Source organism: Microbacterium sp. 1S1 (genome assembly GCF_008271365.1).
In the GTDB taxonomy this organism is placed as follows: Bacteria; Actinomycetota; Actinomycetes; order Actinomycetales; family Microbacteriaceae; genus Microbacterium.
This window is the reverse complement of the sequence record NZ_CP043430.1, coordinates 2,730,439-2,746,789: the sequence shown is the minus strand read 5'-3', so window position 1 is coordinate 2,746,789 and position 16,351 is coordinate 2,730,439. Positions and strand designations below refer to the sequence as shown.

Annotated in this window: 14 protein-coding genes and 1 other RNA gene; 10 read left to right on the top strand and 5 right to left on the bottom strand. The window is 69.7% G+C overall.

Features of this window, described 5'->3' with window-relative positions; all coding sequences use genetic code 11:
- Positions 1–78 precede the first annotated feature (78 nt).
- Complete coding sequence (locus tag FY549_RS13295) at positions 79–915, top strand: helix-turn-helix transcriptional regulator (RefSeq protein WP_149085433.1); 837 nt, start codon at positions 79–81, stop codon at positions 913–915.
- A 10-nt stretch (positions 916–925) separates the two neighbouring features.
- Here FY549_RS13295 and FY549_RS13290 read toward each other — a convergent pair whose 3' ends face one another.
- Positions 926–1,765 (bottom strand): aldo/keto reductase, encoded by an 840-nt coding sequence (locus FY549_RS13290; protein WP_149085432.1) that lies wholly within the window; start codon positions 1,763–1,765, stop codon positions 926–928.
- A 99-nt stretch (positions 1,766–1,864) separates the two neighbouring features.
- Here FY549_RS13290 and FY549_RS13285 point away from each other — a divergent pair, with 99 nt between their 5' ends.
- The 4 genes from FY549_RS13285 (at position 1,865) to rnpB (ending at position 5,153) form a co-directional block, all read left to right on the top strand.
- The gene (locus FY549_RS13285; RefSeq protein WP_149085431.1) at positions 1,865–2,248 is read left to right on the top strand and encodes a YchJ family protein; all 384 of its coding nucleotides are present in this window, start codon (positions 1,865–1,867) and stop codon (positions 2,246–2,248) included.
- A 37-nt stretch (positions 2,249–2,285) separates the two neighbouring features.
- Positions 2,286–3,023: a zinc ribbon domain-containing protein gene (locus FY549_RS13280; protein WP_149085430.1), complete on the top strand. Its 738-nt coding sequence runs from the start codon at positions 2,286–2,288 to the stop codon at positions 3,021–3,023.
- Between the two features lie 22 nt (positions 3,024–3,045).
- The gene (locus FY549_RS13275; RefSeq protein WP_149085429.1) at positions 3,046–4,746 is read left to right on the top strand and encodes a bifunctional 3'-5' exonuclease/DNA polymerase; all 1,701 of its coding nucleotides are present in this window, start codon (positions 3,046–3,048) and stop codon (positions 4,744–4,746) included.
- Between the two features lie 22 nt (positions 4,747–4,768).
- Positions 4,769–5,153: RNase P RNA component class A (gene rnpB, locus FY549_RS13270), an RNA gene on the top strand.
- A gap of 93 nt (positions 5,154–5,246) precedes the next feature.
- Here rnpB and ppgK read toward each other — a convergent pair.
- The gene (ppgK, locus tag FY549_RS13265; protein ID WP_149085428.1) at positions 5,247–5,993 is read right to left on the bottom strand and encodes a polyphosphate--glucose phosphotransferase; all 747 of its coding nucleotides are present in this window, start codon (positions 5,991–5,993) and stop codon (positions 5,247–5,249) included.
- An 82-nt stretch (positions 5,994–6,075) separates the two neighbouring features.
- Here ppgK and FY549_RS13260 point away from each other — a divergent pair, with 82 nt between their 5' ends.
- The 4 genes from FY549_RS13260 to FY549_RS13245 are packed head-to-tail and all read left to right on the top strand — an operon-like array spanning position 6,076 to position 11,607.
- Complete coding sequence (locus FY549_RS13260) at positions 6,076–6,315, top strand: SPOR domain-containing protein (RefSeq protein ID WP_149085427.1); 240 nt, start codon at positions 6,076–6,078, stop codon at positions 6,313–6,315.
- 2 nt (positions 6,316–6,317) lie between these two features.
- Positions 6,318–7,655 carry a type I glutamate--ammonia ligase gene (gene glnA, locus FY549_RS13255; protein ID WP_149085426.1) on the top strand — a complete coding sequence of 446 codons (1,338 nt, stop codon included), beginning with the start codon at positions 6,318–6,320 and terminating at the stop codon, positions 7,653–7,655.
- A gap of 7 nt (positions 7,656–7,662) precedes the next feature.
- Entirely contained in the window at positions 7,663–10,638 is a 2,976-nt protein-coding gene (locus tag FY549_RS13250) for a bifunctional [glutamine synthetase] adenylyltransferase/[glutamine synthetase]-adenylyl-L-tyrosine phosphorylase (RefSeq protein ID WP_149085425.1), read from the top strand.
- A gap of 48 nt (positions 10,639–10,686) precedes the next feature.
- Entirely contained in the window at positions 10,687–11,607 is a 921-nt protein-coding gene (locus FY549_RS13245; protein WP_149085424.1) for a diacylglycerol/lipid kinase family protein, read from the top strand.
- Here the strand turns inward: FY549_RS13245 and FY549_RS13240 are convergent, their stop codons facing one another.
- On the bottom strand, positions 11,608–12,756 hold the full coding sequence (locus FY549_RS13240; protein ID WP_149085423.1) for an AI-2E family transporter: 1,149 nt from the start codon (positions 12,754–12,756) through the stop codon (positions 11,608–11,610).
- Positions 12,757–12,862: 106 nt separating this feature from the next.
- A complete protein-coding gene (locus tag FY549_RS13235) occupies positions 12,863–14,308 on the bottom strand; it encodes a serine/threonine-protein kinase (RefSeq protein WP_149085422.1) in 1,446 nt (481 codons plus the stop codon).
- A 136-nt stretch (positions 14,309–14,444) separates the two neighbouring features.
- On the opposite strand from FY549_RS13235, the gene FY549_RS13230 reads away from it, so the two are divergent.
- Entirely contained in the window at positions 14,445–14,837 is a 393-nt protein-coding gene (locus FY549_RS13230; RefSeq protein ID WP_149085421.1) for a VOC family protein, read from the top strand.
- Positions 14,838–14,922: 85 nt separating this feature from the next.
- Here the strand turns inward: FY549_RS13230 and glnA (FY549_RS13225) are convergent, their stop codons facing one another.
- A complete protein-coding gene (gene glnA, locus FY549_RS13225; protein WP_149085420.1) occupies positions 14,923–16,347 on the bottom strand; it encodes a type I glutamate--ammonia ligase in 1,425 nt (474 codons plus the stop codon).
- Between the last annotated feature and the right edge of the window lie 4 nt (positions 16,348–16,351).

Below are 16,351 nucleotides of genomic sequence, written 5' to 3'. Positions count from 1 at the left end.
CCGAGGCGTTCCAGAGACGGCCGATCGGGGGACGGGCAGTCCCTGGATCGTGCATCCGCTCCGCGGCATACTGCTCGGATGGACCGCGACGCGCTGGCTGACTTCCTCCTCCGGCGGCGAGAGGCGCTGAGCCCCGCCGACGTGGGGCTCCCCACGGGGCCGCGCCGACGGACCACGGGGCTCCGGCGGGAGGAGGTCGCACAACTGGCGACCATGTCGACGGACTACTACACGCGTCTCGAGCAGCGTCGGGGGCCGCAGCCGAGCGCGCAGATCCTGGCCGCCCTCGCTCGTGCCCTGCGGCTGTCACCGGACGAGCGCGACTACCTCTTCCGTCTCAGTGGGCACAGTGCACCTGATCGCACGGCGGTCACGGACTACGTCCGTCCCGGCATCCTCCGCGTGCTCGACCGCCTGCACGACACCCCGGCGTTCGTCGTGTCCGCCCTCGACGAGGTGCTGGTGCAGAACGACGCCTCGCGCGCACTGATCGGGGATGCGAGCGGTCTGACCGGGCTCGATCGGAGCGGCATCCACCGATGGTTCGCGCGACCCGACGACGAGCGGCGTCGCTACCGCGAGGGCGATCATCCCCGGCAGTCGCGGGCGCTGGTGGCGGCGCTCCGCGCGGCGTACGGAACGATGGGTGCGCGGTCACGGGCGGGGGAGATCGTCGCCGATCTGTCGGAGCGCAGCCCGGAGTTCGTGCAGCTCTGGGAGGCGCACGAGGTGGCGCGACGCTTCGAGCAGCACAAGGTGATCGTCCATCCGGAGCTGGGCGAGATCGAGGTGGACTGCCAGGCGCTGTTCACGGAGGACGAATCGCAGGCGCTCATCGTGCTGACCGCACAACCCGGTAGCGAGGCCGCCGGGAAGCTCGAGTTCCTCCGCGTCCTCGGCACCCAGAGCGTCTGATCGCTGCGGCTCAGGACTCCTCGTGCACGGCGGGGTCGCCGTCGAAGAGCCGCCCGTCCGCGCGTCCGAGTGCCGTGATCGCGGCGACCTCCGCGTCCTCGAGCAGGACGCCGGCGGCCGCGAGGTTCGTGGCCTGGTGCTCCGCCGAGGACGCCTTCGGGATCGCGACCGTCTCCCGCGCGACGTGCCAGGCGAGCACGGCCTGCGCGGGGGTGATGTCGTGCGCAGCGGCCACCTCGCGGACGACGCCTTCGTCGAGGAGGGCCTGCGCACGCCCCAGCGGGCTCCACGCCTCGGTGAGGATGCCGTGCTCGCGGTGATACGCCAGCTGCTCCTCCTGCGGGAAGTACGGGTGTACTTCGATCTGGTTCACGACCGGCCGGACTCCGGTCTCCCGTTCGATCCGCTCGAGATGCTCGGGGAGGAAGTTCGAGACGCCGATCTGGCGGACGACGCCGCGCGACTGGGCGTCCACGAGCGCGGCCCAGGCCTCGACGTACTCGTCCTGGCTCGGGTTCGGCCAGTGGATGAGGTGCAGGTCGGTCGCGTCGAGGCCGAGGCGGGAGCGGCTCTCCTCGATGCTGGCGGTCGCCGCCGCGCGGGCGTGGTGGCGTCCGGGCAGCTTCGTCGTCACGATCACCTCGGAGCGTGGGATGCCGGATGACGCGACTCCGCGCCCCACCGAGCCCTCGTTCTCGTAGTTGAACGCCGAGTCCACGAGCCGGTAGCCGGCGCGGAGGGCCTGCGCGACGGCGTCGGCTCCGGCGTCGCCGTTCAGACGATAGGTGCCGAGCCCGAGGGCCGGCAGGGTGAAGCCGTTGTGGGCGCGGAAGGTGGGGACAGTGGTCATCGTTGCTCCTCCGTTGGCGTGTCTCCAGCGTAGGGCGAGTTGGCAGGTCTCGGTCGCCCGCGCGATGCTGGCAGGCATGACCCTGATCGCCGCGCTCTCATGACACCGCCCGTCCGCTGCCCCTGTGCGTCGGGGGACACCTTCACCGCGTGCTGCGGACCCCTCCTGGACGGAGCCCCGGCCCCGACTGCCGAACGGCTGATGCGCTCCCGGTATACCGCCTTCGCGCGGGAGGACGGGCGGTACCTGCTCCGTACCTGGCACCCGTCGACCCGTCCGGAGACCATCGGCTTCGAGCCCGAACTGCAGTGGCGCCGCCTGCTGATCGTGGAGCGCGTCGCGGGCGGCCCTTTCGACACGGAGGGCGTGGTCGAGTTCGAGGCCTTCTGGCGTCAGGGCCGCACGCGTGGATCTCTGCACGAGCGCAGTCGCTTCGTCCGCGAGGACCGCATCTGGTTGTACGTGGACGGCGACATCCGGTGATGCGGGCTGCGGGCCGGCAGCGACTAGATTTGAGAGTGTGAAAGCGACCCCGGAGAACCAGCGCACCCTGCTCGACATCGCCGACCTCGACCGGCGCATCGCGCAGGCGGAGCGTGCCCGCACCCAGCCGAGCCAGGCGGGCCGGATCACCGAGCTCGTGGCCATCCGCCAGGAGCAGCTCCGTGAGCTCACGGTGCTGACCGGTGCCAGGGACGACGCCCGCACCGAGCTGTCGCGGCTGGAGTCCGACGTGGCACTGGCCGAGCAGCGTCGCGACCGGGACTCGCAGCGCCTCGCCGCGGCCACCAATCCGAAGGAGGCGCAGGCGCTGGAGCACGAGCTCGCCAGCCTCGCCAAGCGGCTGAGCGACCTCGAGGATGCGGAACTCGACGTCATGGGGCGGGTCGAGGAAGCCGACGCCGCCGTCGCTGCACAACAAGCGCTGCTGGACGCGACGACCGCAGAGGGCAGCGCCCTCACCGGTCAGGCGAAAGCCGATGTCGCCGCCGCGACCGAACTCGGCGCTCAGCTCGCGCGCGACCGCGAGGCGGTCGCGGCCACGGTCCCCGCTCCGCTTCTCGCGGAGTACGACAGGCGAGCCGTGAAGAGTGCGGGCGCCGCGCTGCTGACCCGCGGAACCTGCGAGGGCTGCCGCATGATGCTCCCCGGCACCGACCTCAGCGAGATCCGTCGCACGCCTGACGACGAGGTGGTCTCTTGCCCCGAGTGCGGTTGCATCCTCGTGCGCACCGAGGAGTCGGGACTCTCCTCGTGAGCGCGCCCGGCGCGCACCACCGGTGACGGTGCCGTCGTCGGGTCCCGAGCGCCGCATCGCGCTGATCGGCCTCGGGGCGGGGGAGTACGCCGCGATCGACCTGGACGAGAACGACGGGGAGCAGCATCGGACGCTCCTGCCCGGTGCGGAGCTCGCCGGTTGGGTGTCTTCCGTGGAGGCGGCGGACGGGCCGCGGTGGATCATCCGCAGTGCTGCTGAGATCTACGCGCTGCTGCTGCGGGAAGGCGTCCGGATCGGTCGCAGCCACGACCTGGTCCTGTGTCACGCGATCCTGCGGGACACCGCCATGGTCACGTCGCCCCTCCCTGCGGCGGTCACCTGGGAGCGCGGAGACCCGATCGACCCGACCCCCTCTCTCTTCGATGTGCTCGAGGAGGAGTCGGGGGAGCAGGCGGTCACCGCGGCACTCGACCAGTATCGAGCGCAGCGCACTGTGATGGCCGAGGCGGCGGACGGCCGGCTCACACTGCTGTGCGCAGCGGAGTCGGCGGGCGGGCTGATCGCGGAGGAGATGCGCGTCGCAGGGCTCCCGTGGGACGCCGCTGTCCATGACGCGATCCTCACCGAGACGCTGGGCGCGCGGCCGGCCGCGGGTGGGCTGCCTCGCCGGATGGTGGAGCGCGGCGACGAGGTGCGAGCCCTGCTCGGCGACCCCACCCTGCACCTGGACAGTCAGCCGAAGCTGCTTCGGGCGCTGCATCGCGTCGGGGTCTCCGTGGAGTCCACGAGCAAATGGGAGCTGTCCGCGCACGAGCACCCGGTGATCGAACCTCTGCTCGCCTACAAGAAGCTGTCTCGGCTGCTCAGCGCGAACGGCTGGACGTGGTTGTCGGAATGGGTGCAGGACGGCCGTTTCCGCCCCGTGTACATCCCGGGAGGCGTGGTGACCGGGCGATGGGCATCGGCCGGCGGCGGTGCGCTGCAGCTGCCCCGCAACCTCCGCCCGGCCGTACGCGCAGACCCCGGGTGGGCTCTGGTCGTCGCCGACGTCGCACAGCTCGAGCCGCGGATGCTCGCGGCCATGTCGGCGGACGAGGCGATGGCGGACGCGGCGCGCGGCGGCGACCTCTACGCCGGTGTCGTCGCATCGGGCGCCGTCGCGACGCGGGAGGAGGCGAAGTACGCGGTGCTCGGCGCCATGTACGGCGCCACCAGCGGCGACAGCGGGCGACTTGTTCCGCGGCTGCGGAAGGTCTATCCGCGAGCGATGGCTCTGGTCGACGATGCGGCGCGGGTGGGGGAGGACGGCGGCATCGTCTCCACCTGGCTCGGGCGCTCCTCACCGCGCCCGTCCGCGGAGTGGATGCGCCTGCAAGCCGACGCCACCGCCGCGGACGCCGACCCCGCCGTCGTCTCCCTCGCCCGTCGCCGTGCGCGCGAGTGGGGACGGTTCACGCGCAACTTCGTCGTCCAGGGGACGGCGGCGGAGTGGTCGCTCATCTGGCTGGCCGAGATCCGTCACCGTCTGGCGCAGCTCCCCGAGGTCTTCGGAGCGGCAGAGGCATCGGGTCCGTTCGCCAGGGAAGCGCACCTGGCGTTCTTCCTGCACGACGAGGTGATCCTGCATACCCCGCAGGAGCACGCGGAGGCCGCCGCCGATGCGGTCCGCGACGCCGCCGCGGTCGCGACGACCCGGCTGTTCGGCACCTTCCCGATCGACGTGCCCCTCGACCTGCGCATCGCGGACTCCGCGGAGAAGTGAGGCCGTAGACTGGAAGGGCGAATGGGTCGGCTGGACGGTCGCGTGGCGGGCAACCGCACCGAGGAACGTCCGGGCTCCACAGGGCAGGGCGGTGGGTAACACCCACCCGGAGTGATCCGCGAGAAAGTGCCACAGAGAGCAGACCGCCCCGTTCGGTCCCTGAGCTTGTCGAAGGGCCCGAAGGGGTAAGGGTGAAAGGGTGGTGTAAGAGACCACCGGGGGCCGTGGTGACACGGCCCGCCAGGTAAACCTCGCCCGGAGCAAGGTCAGACAGAGGATGATGACGCGGCTCGCCGAGTCCTCGGGTAGACCGCTGGAGCGGCACGGCAACGTGTCGCCGAGAGAGATGGCCGTCGAAGGGGCGAAGAACCCCGGAACAGAACCCGGCGTACAGGTCGGCCCATTCGCCCTGAACGCCGGAAGGCCCCGATGACTCACGTCGTCGGGGCCTTCCGTCTGGGCACCTGAGCCCGTCGAGGGGCTCTGTGCCTGTCGAAGGGTCAGTCCCCGGCGAGCGACGCTGCGCCGATGATGCCCGAGTTGTTGCGGTGGATCGCGGGGACGATCGGCGTCTTCAGGTCGAGCAGGGGCAGGAAGTCGCCCGCGTTCTTCGACACGCCGCCCCCGACCACGAACAGGTCAGGGCTGAAGAGGAACTCGATGTGCGAGTAGAACGCCTGCAGTCGCTCCGCCCACTCGGCCCAGCTCAGACCCTCACGCTCTCGGGCGGAGGTCGCTGCCCAGGTCTCGACCGACTCGTACTCGCGGAAGTTCAGGTGACCGAGCTCGGTGTTCGGCAGCAGCACGCCGTCGTAGATGAAGGCAGATCCGATGCCGGTGCCGAGGGTGGTGAGAAGGGTGAACCCCAGTACGTCACGGGCCGCGCCGTGGCGGGCCTCCGCGACACCGGCGGCGTCCGCGTCGTTCACGAAGACGATGTTGCGGCCGAGGCCGTCGCGGAAGAATCGCTCCGCGTCGAAGTCGATCCACTCCTTCGAGACGTTCGCGGCCGAGAGGGTCTTCCCGCGCTTGACGATCGCGGGGAACGCGACCCCGAGCGGCAGGGTCGACTCGTGGACGTCGAGCGTCTTCAGAACCGTCTGGACTGCGACGAGGACGTCCTCCGGCGAGGCGCCGGCCGGTGTGGGCACGCGCACCCGATCCGAGGCCATGGTGCCGTGTTCGAGGTCGACGATTCCCGCTTTGATGCCCGTGCCGCCGATGTCGACGCCGATCGCTTTTGCCATGGCCGATAGCTTAGCGACCGCGGTGCACGCCAGTAGGATCGATGACATCACCCCCAACCGCTCGCGGGAAGAAGGAGCAGCCATGACCGACGGCGATCACAAGTACTGGTACAACTCCGCCACGGGCGAGGTCGAGTTCGGCATGCTGTCGCCCTCCATCGACCGCATCGGTCCGTTCGACACCGAGGCCGAGGCGCGTCGCGCTCCTGAGGTGCTCAAGGAGCGGTCGCGGGCCTGGGCCGAGGAAGAGGCGGCGGAGCAGGGCTGGGACGCGAAGCCCTCGAGCGGCTTCGGTGCGGAGAAGGGCCAGGGCGCAGAGTAGCCATGGACAAGCAGAGGGACTTCGTCCTCCGGACGATCGAGGAGCGCGGCGTCAAGTTCGTGCGGCTGTGGTTCACCGACGTGATCGGCACGCTCAAGTCGGTCGCCATCGCGCCGGCCGAGGTCGAGGGCGCGTTCGCCGAGGGCATCGGGTTCGACGGCTCCGCCATCGAGGGCCTCACCCGCACCTACGAGTCCGATCTGCTCGCCCAGCCTGATCCGACGACGTTCCAGACGCTGCCGTGGCGTGGGGAGATCGACCCGACGGCCCGCATGTTCTGCGACCTCACCACGCCGGACGGGCAACCGGCGGTGGCCGATCCGCGGCATGTGCTCAAGCGCACGCTCGCGAAGGCGGCGGATGCCGGCTTCACGTTCTACACGCACCCCGAGATCGAGTTCTATCTGCTGAAGTCGTCGTCCTTCGGCCCGGAGGGTCCGGTTCCCGTCGACTCCGCCGGGTACTTCGACAACGTCCCTGGCGGCACGGCGCACGACTTCCGTCGTCGCTCCGTCCGCATGCTGGAGGATCTCGGCATCTCCGTGGAGTTCAGCCATCACGAGGGCGGCCCCGGCCAGAACGAGATCGACCTGCGCTACGCGGACGCGCTCACCACCGCGGACAACGTGATGACCTTCCGCACGGTCATCAAGGAGGTCGCGATCGAGCAGGGCGTGTACGCCACGTTCATGCCGAAGCCGCTGAGCGGTCAGCCGGGCAGCGGCATGCACACGCACATGTCGCTGTTCGAGGGCGACCAGAACGCGTTCTACGAGGAGGGTGCGAAGTATCAGCTCTCCAAGACCGGCCGTCACTTCATCGCGGGCCTGCTCCGGCACGCCAACGAGATCTCTGCCGTGACGAACCAGTTCGTCAACTCCTACAAGCGCCTTTGGGGCGGGGACGAGGCGCCGAGCTTCATCACCTGGGGGCACAACAACCGTTCCGCGCTCGTCCGCGTCCCGATGTACAAGCCGAACAAGGGGCAGTCCTCGCGCGTCGAGTACCGTGCCCTCGACTCGGCCGCGAACCCCTACCTGGCATACGCCCTCATGCTGGCCGCGGGCCTGAAGGGCATCGAGGAGGGCTATGAGCTCCCCCCGGAGGCCGAGGACAACGTCTGGGCGCTGAGCGACGCGGAGCGCCGTGCCCTGGGCTACTCCGCCCTTCCGGCCAGCCTGGACCACGCCCTGGAGTACATGGAGGCGTCCGAACTCGTCGCGGAGACGCTGGGCGAGCAGGTCTTCAACTACGTGCTGCTGAACAAGCGCAAGGAGTGGGAGGCGTACCGCGGTCAGGTCACGCCGCTGGAGCTGAAGAACAACCTCGAGCTCCTCTGAGCGCCGCATGGCTCGCCCGGACGCCTCCGTCTCGCTCTCGGCCCTCGCCCGGCTCGGCTTCTCCGAGCTGAGCGAGGCCGCGGCGTCGCTGGCCGAACTGGAGAGTCTGCTCGAGGTGCCGCGTGCCTTGCTGCTCGAGGCGGCGGTCGCCGCCGACCCCGATGCGGCCGTCCGGGGAATGCTCCGGGTGGCGCGCCGCGACACGTCCGCGCTGCGCGCGCTCGTCGACGACGAGGCCACGCGTCGGCGCGTCTGGCGGGTGTTCGGAGCCTCCGTCGGGCTCGCCGAGTTCTTCCTCCGTCACCCGCACGAGCTGGACGTGCTCGCGACACCCGTGGACGTGTTGCCCGCGGCGGACGTCTGGACGGACCGCCTCTTGGCCGCCGTCGGTGCGGCGGACGGATTCGCCGTCTCGGCGGAAGACGAGACGATCGTCGCGCTCCGCGTCGCTTACCGACGGAACCTCGCGGAGATCGCGGCCTTCGATCTCAGCCATCCCCGGCCGGAGGAGGTCGTCGCCGTCGTCGCGGCCGCCCTCGCGGACCTCGCGGGCGCCGCGCTCGAGGCGTCTCTCGCCATCGCCCGAGCCCGTCAGGCACCGTCCGCCGGCCGCGATGCCGTCGCCGCGACGCGGCTGGCCGTCATCGGTATGGGCAAGGCAGGGGCGCGGGAGCTCAACTACGTCAGCGACGTCGACGTCATCTTCGTCGGGGGCACGAGCGACGAGGAGACGCTGTCCGAGCCGCAGGCGATCGACATCGCCACACGACTGGCGCGGGAGACGATGCGGAACCTCAGCGCCATCGAGGTCGAGCCGCCGCTCTGGGAGGTCGATGCGGCACTGCGTCCCGAGGGCAAGCAGGGCGCGCTCGTCCGCTCTCTCGCCTCTCACGTGGCGTACTACGACCGCTGGGCGAAGAGCTGGGAGTTCCAGGCGCTGCTGAAAGCACGTCCGCTCGCCGGGGACGCGGACCTCGGAGCGGCCTACATCGACGCGGTGCAGCCGCGCGTGTGGTCGAGTGCCGCCCGAGAGGAGTTCGTCGAGAGCGTCCAGCGCATGCGTGAGCGGGTCATGGAGCATATCGACCCGGAGGACGCCCCCTACCAGCTCAAACTCGGCGCGGGCGGACTGCGTGACATCGAGTTCACGGTGCAGCTCCTTCAACTCGTGCACGGCCTCACCGACGCCTCCCTCCGTACGCGCGGCACGCTGGAGAGCCTGGACGCACTGGTCGCGGGAGGGTACATCGGCCGGGCGGATGCGGCGACCTTCGCGGACGACTACCGCGTGCTGCGGCTCATGGAACATCGGCTGCAGCTCCGAGACCTCAGCCGCACCCACCTGATGCCGAAGACCCCGGCAGGACGGCGCATCCTGGCCCGCAGCACCGGGCTCGCGGACACGGGGGAAGGCGTCTGGGCACGGTGGGAGAGCGTGCGGAGGGAGGTGCGGGAGATCCACACGCGGCTCTTCTACCGCCCGCTCCTGAGTGCGGTGGCCGGACTGCCGGAGGAGGAGCGCACCCTCTCCGCAGAGCAGGCCCACGACCGGCTCGCGGCGATCGGCTTCCGGGATCCGGCCGGAGCCCTCAGACACATCGGCGCGCTGACGCGGGGCCTCAGTCGCAAGGCGACGATCCAACGTCACCTGATGCCCGTGATGGTGCGCTGGTTCGCCGACGGCAGCGACCCCGACTACGGTCTCCTCGCCTTCCGCCGCATCAGCGAGCGCCTGGGCGACACGTCGTGGTTCCTGCGCATGCTGCGCGACTCGTCCGGGGCGGCGGAGAGCCTCACGCGCCTGCTCTCCTCCTCCCGGTACATCGGCGAGCTGCTGGAGTGGATCCCGGAGTCGGTGGCCTGGCTCGACAGCGCGGAGCGACTCCGCCCCCGCAGCGCGCGGGCCCTGGACGAGGAGGCACGAGCGATCCAGACGCGTCATGAGACGGTCGCCGACGCGCTCCGGGCCGTGCGAGCGCTCCGCCGACGCGAGCTGCTGCGAACGGCCATGGCCGCCGTGCTCGATGTCGTCACGATCGAAGAGGTCGCCACCGCGCTCACCGACATCACCGATGCGACGATCCAGGCAGGTCTTCGTGCGGTCCTCCGGGAGGTCGTCCCGCCGGAGGACGCGACGCTCGACTTCGCGGTCATCGGGATGGGGCGATTCGGTGGCGCCGAGCTCGGCTTCGGCTCCGATGCGGACGTCCTGTACGTGTACGACGCCAACGGCGTCGACCCGGGACGCGCCGAGAAGCTGGCGACGAGGATCGTCGCCGGTCTCCGTGAGCATCTCACCGACCATCGCCTTCCGCTCGAGCTGGACGCCGGCCTCCGGCCCGAGGGTCGCAACGGCCCGATCGTGCGGTCCATCGAGGCGTACGCGGCCTACTACCGCCGGTGGTCGCTGTCATGGGAGGCGCAGGCGCTGCTGCGCGCACGTGGCGTCGCCGGGAGCGCGAAGCTCATCGGCCGGTTCATCGAGCTTGCGGACAGCATCCGTTATCCGGAGGCGGTCGACCTCCAGGGGTTGCGGGAGATCAAGCGCATCAAGGCCCGCGTCGAGGGGGAGCGGTTGCCGCAGGGCACGGACCCGCGCCGGCACCTGAAGCTCGGACCGGGAACGCTCAGCGACGTGGAGTGGCTCGTGCAACTCCTCCAGCTGCAGCATGCGACCGGCGTCCCCGGCCTCCGCACGACGTCGACCCTGCATGCGCTCGACGCCGCCGTCGAGGCCGGGCTCGTCCAGGAGGACGACGCGGAGCGGCTGCGGGCCGCCTGGCTTCTGTCGAGCCGGCTCCGGTCCGGCATCACGCTGCTCACGGGGCAGACGAGCGATGTGCTGCCCGCCGACCGGCGTCAGCTCGATGCCCTGGCGCGTCTGCTCGGCTATCCGCCCCGCTCGGCGACGCCCCTCGAAGAGGACTACCTCGCGATCACCCGGCGTGCCCGGCGAACCTTCGAGCAGCTCTTCTACGGCTAGACGGCCGGTCGAGTTGCACGATCGCGGTCCGTCACCCAGGCTGAGCGTATGACCTCTCCTCGCATCGGTGTGATCTGGAACCCGACCAAGTCCGACCGGGACGTTCTCGAGGAGGCCGTCACCCTGGCATTCGGCGAGGAGGCGGATGTGCGCTGGGGCCAGACCACTCCCGACGACCCGGGTCGTGGCGTCGCGGCCGAGGCGGTGGCAGAGGGCTGCGCCCTGGTGATCGCGGTCGGCGGAGACGGAACGATCCGCGCTGTCGCGGAGGCGCTGGTCGGTACCGACGTGGCTCTCGGGATCGTCCCGCAGGGCACGGGCAACCTGCTCGCGCGCAACCTCGGCGTGCCGCTCGAAGGCGTGTTCCCGGCGCTCGAGCACATCCGCGACTCGGAGCCCCACCGGATCGATCTCGGCTGGGTCGAGTTCGACGGCGAGGAGCATGCCTTCTCCGTCATGATCGGCTTCGGCGTGGACGCGCAGATGCTCGTGGAGACCAACGACGACCTCAAGGACCGCGCTGGCTGGCTCGCCTATGTGGAGGCGATGGGGCGCGCGCTGGCCGGCACGGAGATGACCGACATCACGCTGCAGCTGGACGATGAGGAACCGCAGGAGCTGCGCGGCCACACCCTCCTCGTGGGGAACTGCGGCATGCTCCAGGGCGGGATCCGCCTGCTGCCCGACGCCGTCGTCGACGACGGTCTCCTCGACATGCTCCTCATCAGCTCGGACGGTGCGCTGCAGTGGCTCGACACCGTGCGCTCCGTGGTGTGGGACAACGGCATCCGTCGCATGATCGGGAACGTCGATCAGGCCGTGAGCACCGACTCGACCACGCACGTCTCCGCGGAGCGGATCGCCGTCCGACTGGCCTCTCCGCAGATGTTCGAGATCGACGGTGAGGAGATCGGGGAGATCGACGCGTTCACCGTCCGGGTGCAGCCGGGCGCGGTCCTCGTCCGCTGATCAGGCGACCGTCACCGCCGGCGGTGTCTTCTTGCGGTCCTGATTGGGGAAGACGACCTTCTGAACGATGATGATGATGCTCGCGGCGACCGGGATGGCCACGAGCGCGCCGAGAATGCCGCCGAGAGCGCCACCCGCCACGGCGGCGATCACGACGAGGGCGCCGGGTACCGCCACGGCCTTGTTCATGATGCGGGGTGACAGGACGTACGCCTCGATCTGCATGTACACGAGGTAGTAGATGATCGCGAAGAGTGCGGTCGTCGGTGACTCGAACAGGCAGATCAGGGAGATCAGGATCGACGCGGAGAGCGTGCCGACCAGCGGGATCATCGAACCGATGAACGCCAGCAGGGCAAGCAGCGCGGGAACCGGCGCTCCGATGATGCTGAGGAAGATCAGGCTCAGGATCCCGTTGGTGAGCGCGAGGCTCGCCTGCCCGATCACGTAGCGTCCGACCGCGCTGGAGACGTCTTCCAGCAGCTCGCTGAACGTCTCACGCTGGTAGGCCGGCACGAACCGGGCGGCGACGCGCTTCATGCTGCGCAGCGATGCCATGAAGTACAGCGTGAGGATGAGGACGATCGTGATGCCCGTGAGGCCGCCGGCGATCCCTGCGCCGACGGCGAAGACACCGCCGCCGATGTCGAGGAAGTTGTCGGGGTTCTGCACGAAGCCGAGGACGCCGTCGACGGCGTCCTCGATGGTGCCGCCGAACTGTCCGCTGACGTCCCGGAACCAGTCGCTCTTCGTGAAGTCCTCGATCATCTTCGGGCCGTCCTTGATGAGGTTCCCGATCTGTTCCACGAGTGTGGGAACGATCGCGAGGATGATCCCGGCGAAGGCCAGGAGGACCCCGATGACGACGACGGCGACGGCCGCCGCACGGGGGAGTTTGCGCTCGATGAACCGGACGATCGGGTCGAGGCCGAGCGCGAGGAAGAGCGCGACGCCGATGTAGACGAGCACGGTGGCCAGCTGGCCGACGATCCCGCCGATCATCAGCGCGACGAGCACGCCGAGGGCGCCGAGGAGGCCGAACATGAACGGGTTCGCCCTGGCCCCGGCCACCACCGTCGATGGAGACCGCCGTTGCGCCGAGACGGTGGGGCCCTGCTCCGGCGGTGCGATCAGTCTCCTGCGGCGCATGACGCCCCCTCCTCTGCCGGTGCCCGACACTCGATCTTCCTCCACAGCAACCCGCTCAGCGCTCAGCGACACCCGCGTGGGCGCGCGAGTGTCGGACGGACGGGTGTCAGCGGGCGTTGCCCTTGCCGCCGTTGCCCTTGCCGTTGTCGCCGCGGCCGCCGTTGCCCTTGCCGTCGTCGCCGTTGGCGCTGTTGCCCTTGCCGTCGTCGCCGTTAGCGCTGTTGCCCTTGCCGTTGTCGCCGTCTCGCCCCGGGCTCTTCCCCTGGTTCGTCTGGGCGGGGGGCGCGGCGTTCTCCGGCACCGACTCCGCGGCGGGAGTCTCCACCTCGTCCGCCTGGTCAACGGTCTGGGACGCGGGGGAGACCGGCGTGGACGCGGCCTCGTCGGCAACGACCTCGTCCGGGACGACCGTGGCGGGGGTGACGTCGTCCACCGCTCGCGTGAAGCCGTCCGACACCGCCCCCGAGCTCGCGACAGCCTGCTCCCCGTGGCCCACGAGCGCGGCTGACGCGGTGGTCACGGCACCCAGGACGACGACGGCGGCGATGAGCAGCGATTCGCGACGACGACGCGCACGTCGGTCCACCGATGTCTCGGGACGGGCGGAGCGGGCACGCCGCCGGGTACGGGCCTCGGCGCGCGTGCGGGGGAGTGCGGCGTCGCCGACCGGCATCGGAACGGGTACGGTGGCGGTCTCCGCCCGCGACTCCGGCACAGCGACGCCGGCGAGACGTCGAAGTGTGTTCTCGACCTCCATCGCATGCGGCCGGGCCTCCGGGGCGATGCTCGTCATCGCGGTCAGCAGGGCGACCCACTCGGGGCCGAGCTCACCCGGGATCTCCGGGGGCAGGTGCAGACGAGCCAGGGCCGACTCGACACTGAGCGTCGGCGCGAAGCCCGGCGTGCCGGTGAGCGCTTCCAGGAGGACGAGGCCGAGAGCGTAGATGTCGACGGCCGGGCGGATCTCGCCGTTCCGCAGCTGCTCGGGAGCCATGTACGTGAGTGTCCCGAGAACGATCCCCGGTGTGGTCACGCGCGAGGTGTCGATGGCGCAGGCGATGCCGAAGTCCGCCAGCTTCGCGCTCCACCGGCCGGTGCCTTCCGCGGGCGGCGTGAGGAGGACGTTCGACGGCTTGATGTCGCGATGGACGATCCCGGCGGCGTGCACGGCGTGAAGGGCGGAGGCGAGGTCAGCCCCGATCGCGGCGGCGTCCTGCGGAGTCACGGTGGCGCGAGCCATCCGTGTGCTCAGGGTGGGTCCGGGGACGAACTCCATCACCAGGTACTTCGTGTGTCCCGGATCGAGATGGGCGTCGAGAAGCGTGACAAGACCCGGATGGTTCAGGCCGGCGAGCAGGGCCTTCTCGGAATGGACCCGCTCGATGGACATCACGGCGTCGTCGGACTCTCGGAAGACCTTCACCGCGACGGTGCGTTCGAGGGCGATGTCCTCCGCCCGGTACACCGTCGCCATGCCCCCCATGCCGACCGCCTCGGCCAAGCGGTACCGGCCGTCGAGCAATGCTGCGGTCGGCGCGTGCTGCGTGGACATGGGTTCCTCCCACTCGCGGGATCGGGCATCCCGGCGATGGCTTCACCGTAGCCGCGCGGAAGAAAGCGGGTCATCGGGCTTGACGTGGACGCCGACTCCTGCAAGAGCGGGCCCGCGGGACTGCCAGACTGGCAGGATGGCAGGTCTTCATCATGTGGAAGTCTGGATCTCGGACCTCGAGTCGGCACGCCGTGAGTGGGGCTGGTTGCTCGAGGCGGTCGGCTTCGTGCGCACGAGCGTATGGGATGACGGGGAATCATGGAGCGCCGGGGGCGCGTATCTCACCCTGACCACCTCCCCGAACGTGCGCGGCACGCTGCACGACCGCCGTGCGCCGGGAGTGAACCACCTCGCGTTCGCCGCGGGCGCTCGCGTCCGTGTGGACGCGATCATGGCGGCGGCACCGGCGAACGGATGGCGTCCGCTGTACGCGGACCGCTACCCGCACGCCGGCGGTCCCGCGCACTACGCGGGATGGCTGGAGGACTCCGCGGGTTTCAAGGCGGAAGTCGTCGCCGACAACCCCTGACCACGTCGACGGAACGCCCGAGGCCCGCCTTCGCAGGACGCGGAGGCGGGCCTCGGGTTGTTCATCGCTGATGGCCGTGTTCTGATCAGACCCCGAAGTACAGCTCGTACTCGAACGGGTGCGGGCGCTGAGCGATCGGCAGGATCTCGTTCTCGTACTTGTACGAGATCCAGGTCTCGATGAGCTCCTCGGTGAACACGCCGCCCTCGAGGAGGAACTGGTGGTCGGCGCGGAGCGCCTCGAGCGAGTCCAGCAGGGAGTTGGGCACCTGCGGGATGTTCTTCGCCTCCTCGGGCGGCAGCTCGTAGAGGTCCTTGTCGACCGGCTCGTGCGGCTCGATGCGGTTCTTGATCCCGTCGAGGCCGGCCATGAGCTGCGCAGCGAAGGCCAGATACGGGTTGCCGGAGGCGTCAGGAGCGCGGAACTCGATGCGCTTGGCCTTCGGGTTCGAACCCGTGATCGGGATGCGGATCGCTGCGGAGCGGTTGCCGGCCGAGTAGACCAGGTTGACCGGGGCCTCGAAGCCCTTGACGAGCCGGTGATAGCTGTTCAGCGTGGGGTTGGTGAAGGCGAGCAGGGCCGGCGCGTGCGCCAGGATGCCGCCGATGTACCAGCGTGCGATGTCGCTGAGCTGACCGTAGCCGGCCTCGTCGTAGAACAGCGGCTTGCCGTCGTTCCACAGCGACTGGTGGGTGTGCATGCCCGAGCCGTTGTCGCCGTACAGCGGCTTCGGCATGAAGGTGGCGACCTTGCCCCACTCCTCGGCCGTGTTCTTGACGATGTACTTGAACTTCAGGATGTCGTCGGCCGCGTGCACCATGGTGTCGAAGCGGTAGTTGATCTCCTGCTGGCCCGCCGTGCCCACCTCGTGGTGCGAACGCTCGAGGATGAAGCCCGCATCGATGAGCTTGAGGGTGATGTCGTCGCGCAGATCGGCCGTCTTGTCGACCGGGCTCACCGGGAAGTAGCCGCCCTTGTACGGGGTCTTGTTGCCGAGGTTGCCGCCCTCCTCCTCACGGCCGGTGTTCCACGCGGCCTCCTCGGAGTCGACCTTGTAGAAGCTCTCGCCCGCGGTGACCGAGTAGCGCACGTCGTCGAAGATGTAGAACTCGGCCTCGGGAGCGAAGTACGCGGTGTCGGCGATGCCCGTGGAGGAGAGGTACTTCTCCGCCTTCTTCGCGACCTGACGCGGGTCCTTCGAGTAGATCTCGCCGGTGCGCGGGTTGTAGATGTCGAAGATCATGACGAGGGTGCTCGCCTCGCGGAACGGGTCGATGTACGCCGTCGTCACATCGGGGATGAGCTGCATGTCCGACTCGTGGATGCTCGCGAAGCCGCGGATGGAGGAGCCGTCGAACAGCTGCCCGTCCGTGAAGAAGGCCTCATCGACGGTCGCCGCAGGGATGTTGAAGTGCTGCTGCACACCAGGGAGATCGGTGAAACGGATGTCAAGGAATTTGACGTCGTTCTCCTTGATGTAGGCCAGTACCTCGGACGAATCTTTGAACATGTAC

What these genes read in the sequence shown, in the direction of transcription:
- FY549_RS13295 (WP_149085433.1), top strand. Translation starts at nt 79, where the DNA reads ATGGACCGCGACGCGCTGGCTGACTTCCTCCTCCGGCGGCGAGAGGCG.
- FY549_RS13290 (WP_149085432.1), bottom strand. Translation starts at nt 1,765, where the DNA reads ATGACCACTGTCCCCACCTTCCGCGCCCACAACGGCTTCACCCTGCCG.
- FY549_RS13285 (WP_149085431.1), top strand. Translation starts at nt 1,865, where the DNA reads ATGACACCGCCCGTCCGCTGCCCCTGTGCGTCGGGGGACACCTTCACC.
- ppgK (WP_149085428.1), bottom strand. Translation starts at nt 5,993, where the DNA reads ATGGCAAAAGCGATCGGCGTCGACATCGGCGGCACGGGCATCAAAGCG.
- FY549_RS13260 (WP_149085427.1), top strand. Translation starts at nt 6,076, where the DNA reads ATGACCGACGGCGATCACAAGTACTGGTACAACTCCGCCACGGGCGAG.
- glnA (WP_149085426.1), top strand. Translation starts at nt 6,318, where the DNA reads ATGGACAAGCAGAGGGACTTCGTCCTCCGGACGATCGAGGAGCGCGGC.
- FY549_RS13250 (WP_149085425.1), top strand. Translation starts at nt 7,663, where the DNA reads ATGGCTCGCCCGGACGCCTCCGTCTCGCTCTCGGCCCTCGCCCGGCTC.
- FY549_RS13245 (WP_149085424.1), top strand. Translation starts at nt 10,687, where the DNA reads ATGACCTCTCCTCGCATCGGTGTGATCTGGAACCCGACCAAGTCCGAC.
- FY549_RS13240 (WP_149085423.1), bottom strand. Translation starts at nt 12,756, where the DNA reads ATGCGCCGCAGGAGACTGATCGCACCGCCGGAGCAGGGCCCCACCGTC.
- FY549_RS13235 (WP_149085422.1), bottom strand. Translation starts at nt 14,308, where the DNA reads ATGTCCACGCAGCACGCGCCGACCGCAGCATTGCTCGACGGCCGGTAC.
- FY549_RS13230 (WP_149085421.1), top strand. Translation starts at nt 14,445, where the DNA reads ATGGCAGGTCTTCATCATGTGGAAGTCTGGATCTCGGACCTCGAGTCG.
- glnA (WP_149085420.1), bottom strand. Translation starts at nt 16,347, where the DNA reads ATGTTCAAAGATTCGTCCGAGGTACTGGCCTACATCAAGGAGAACGAC.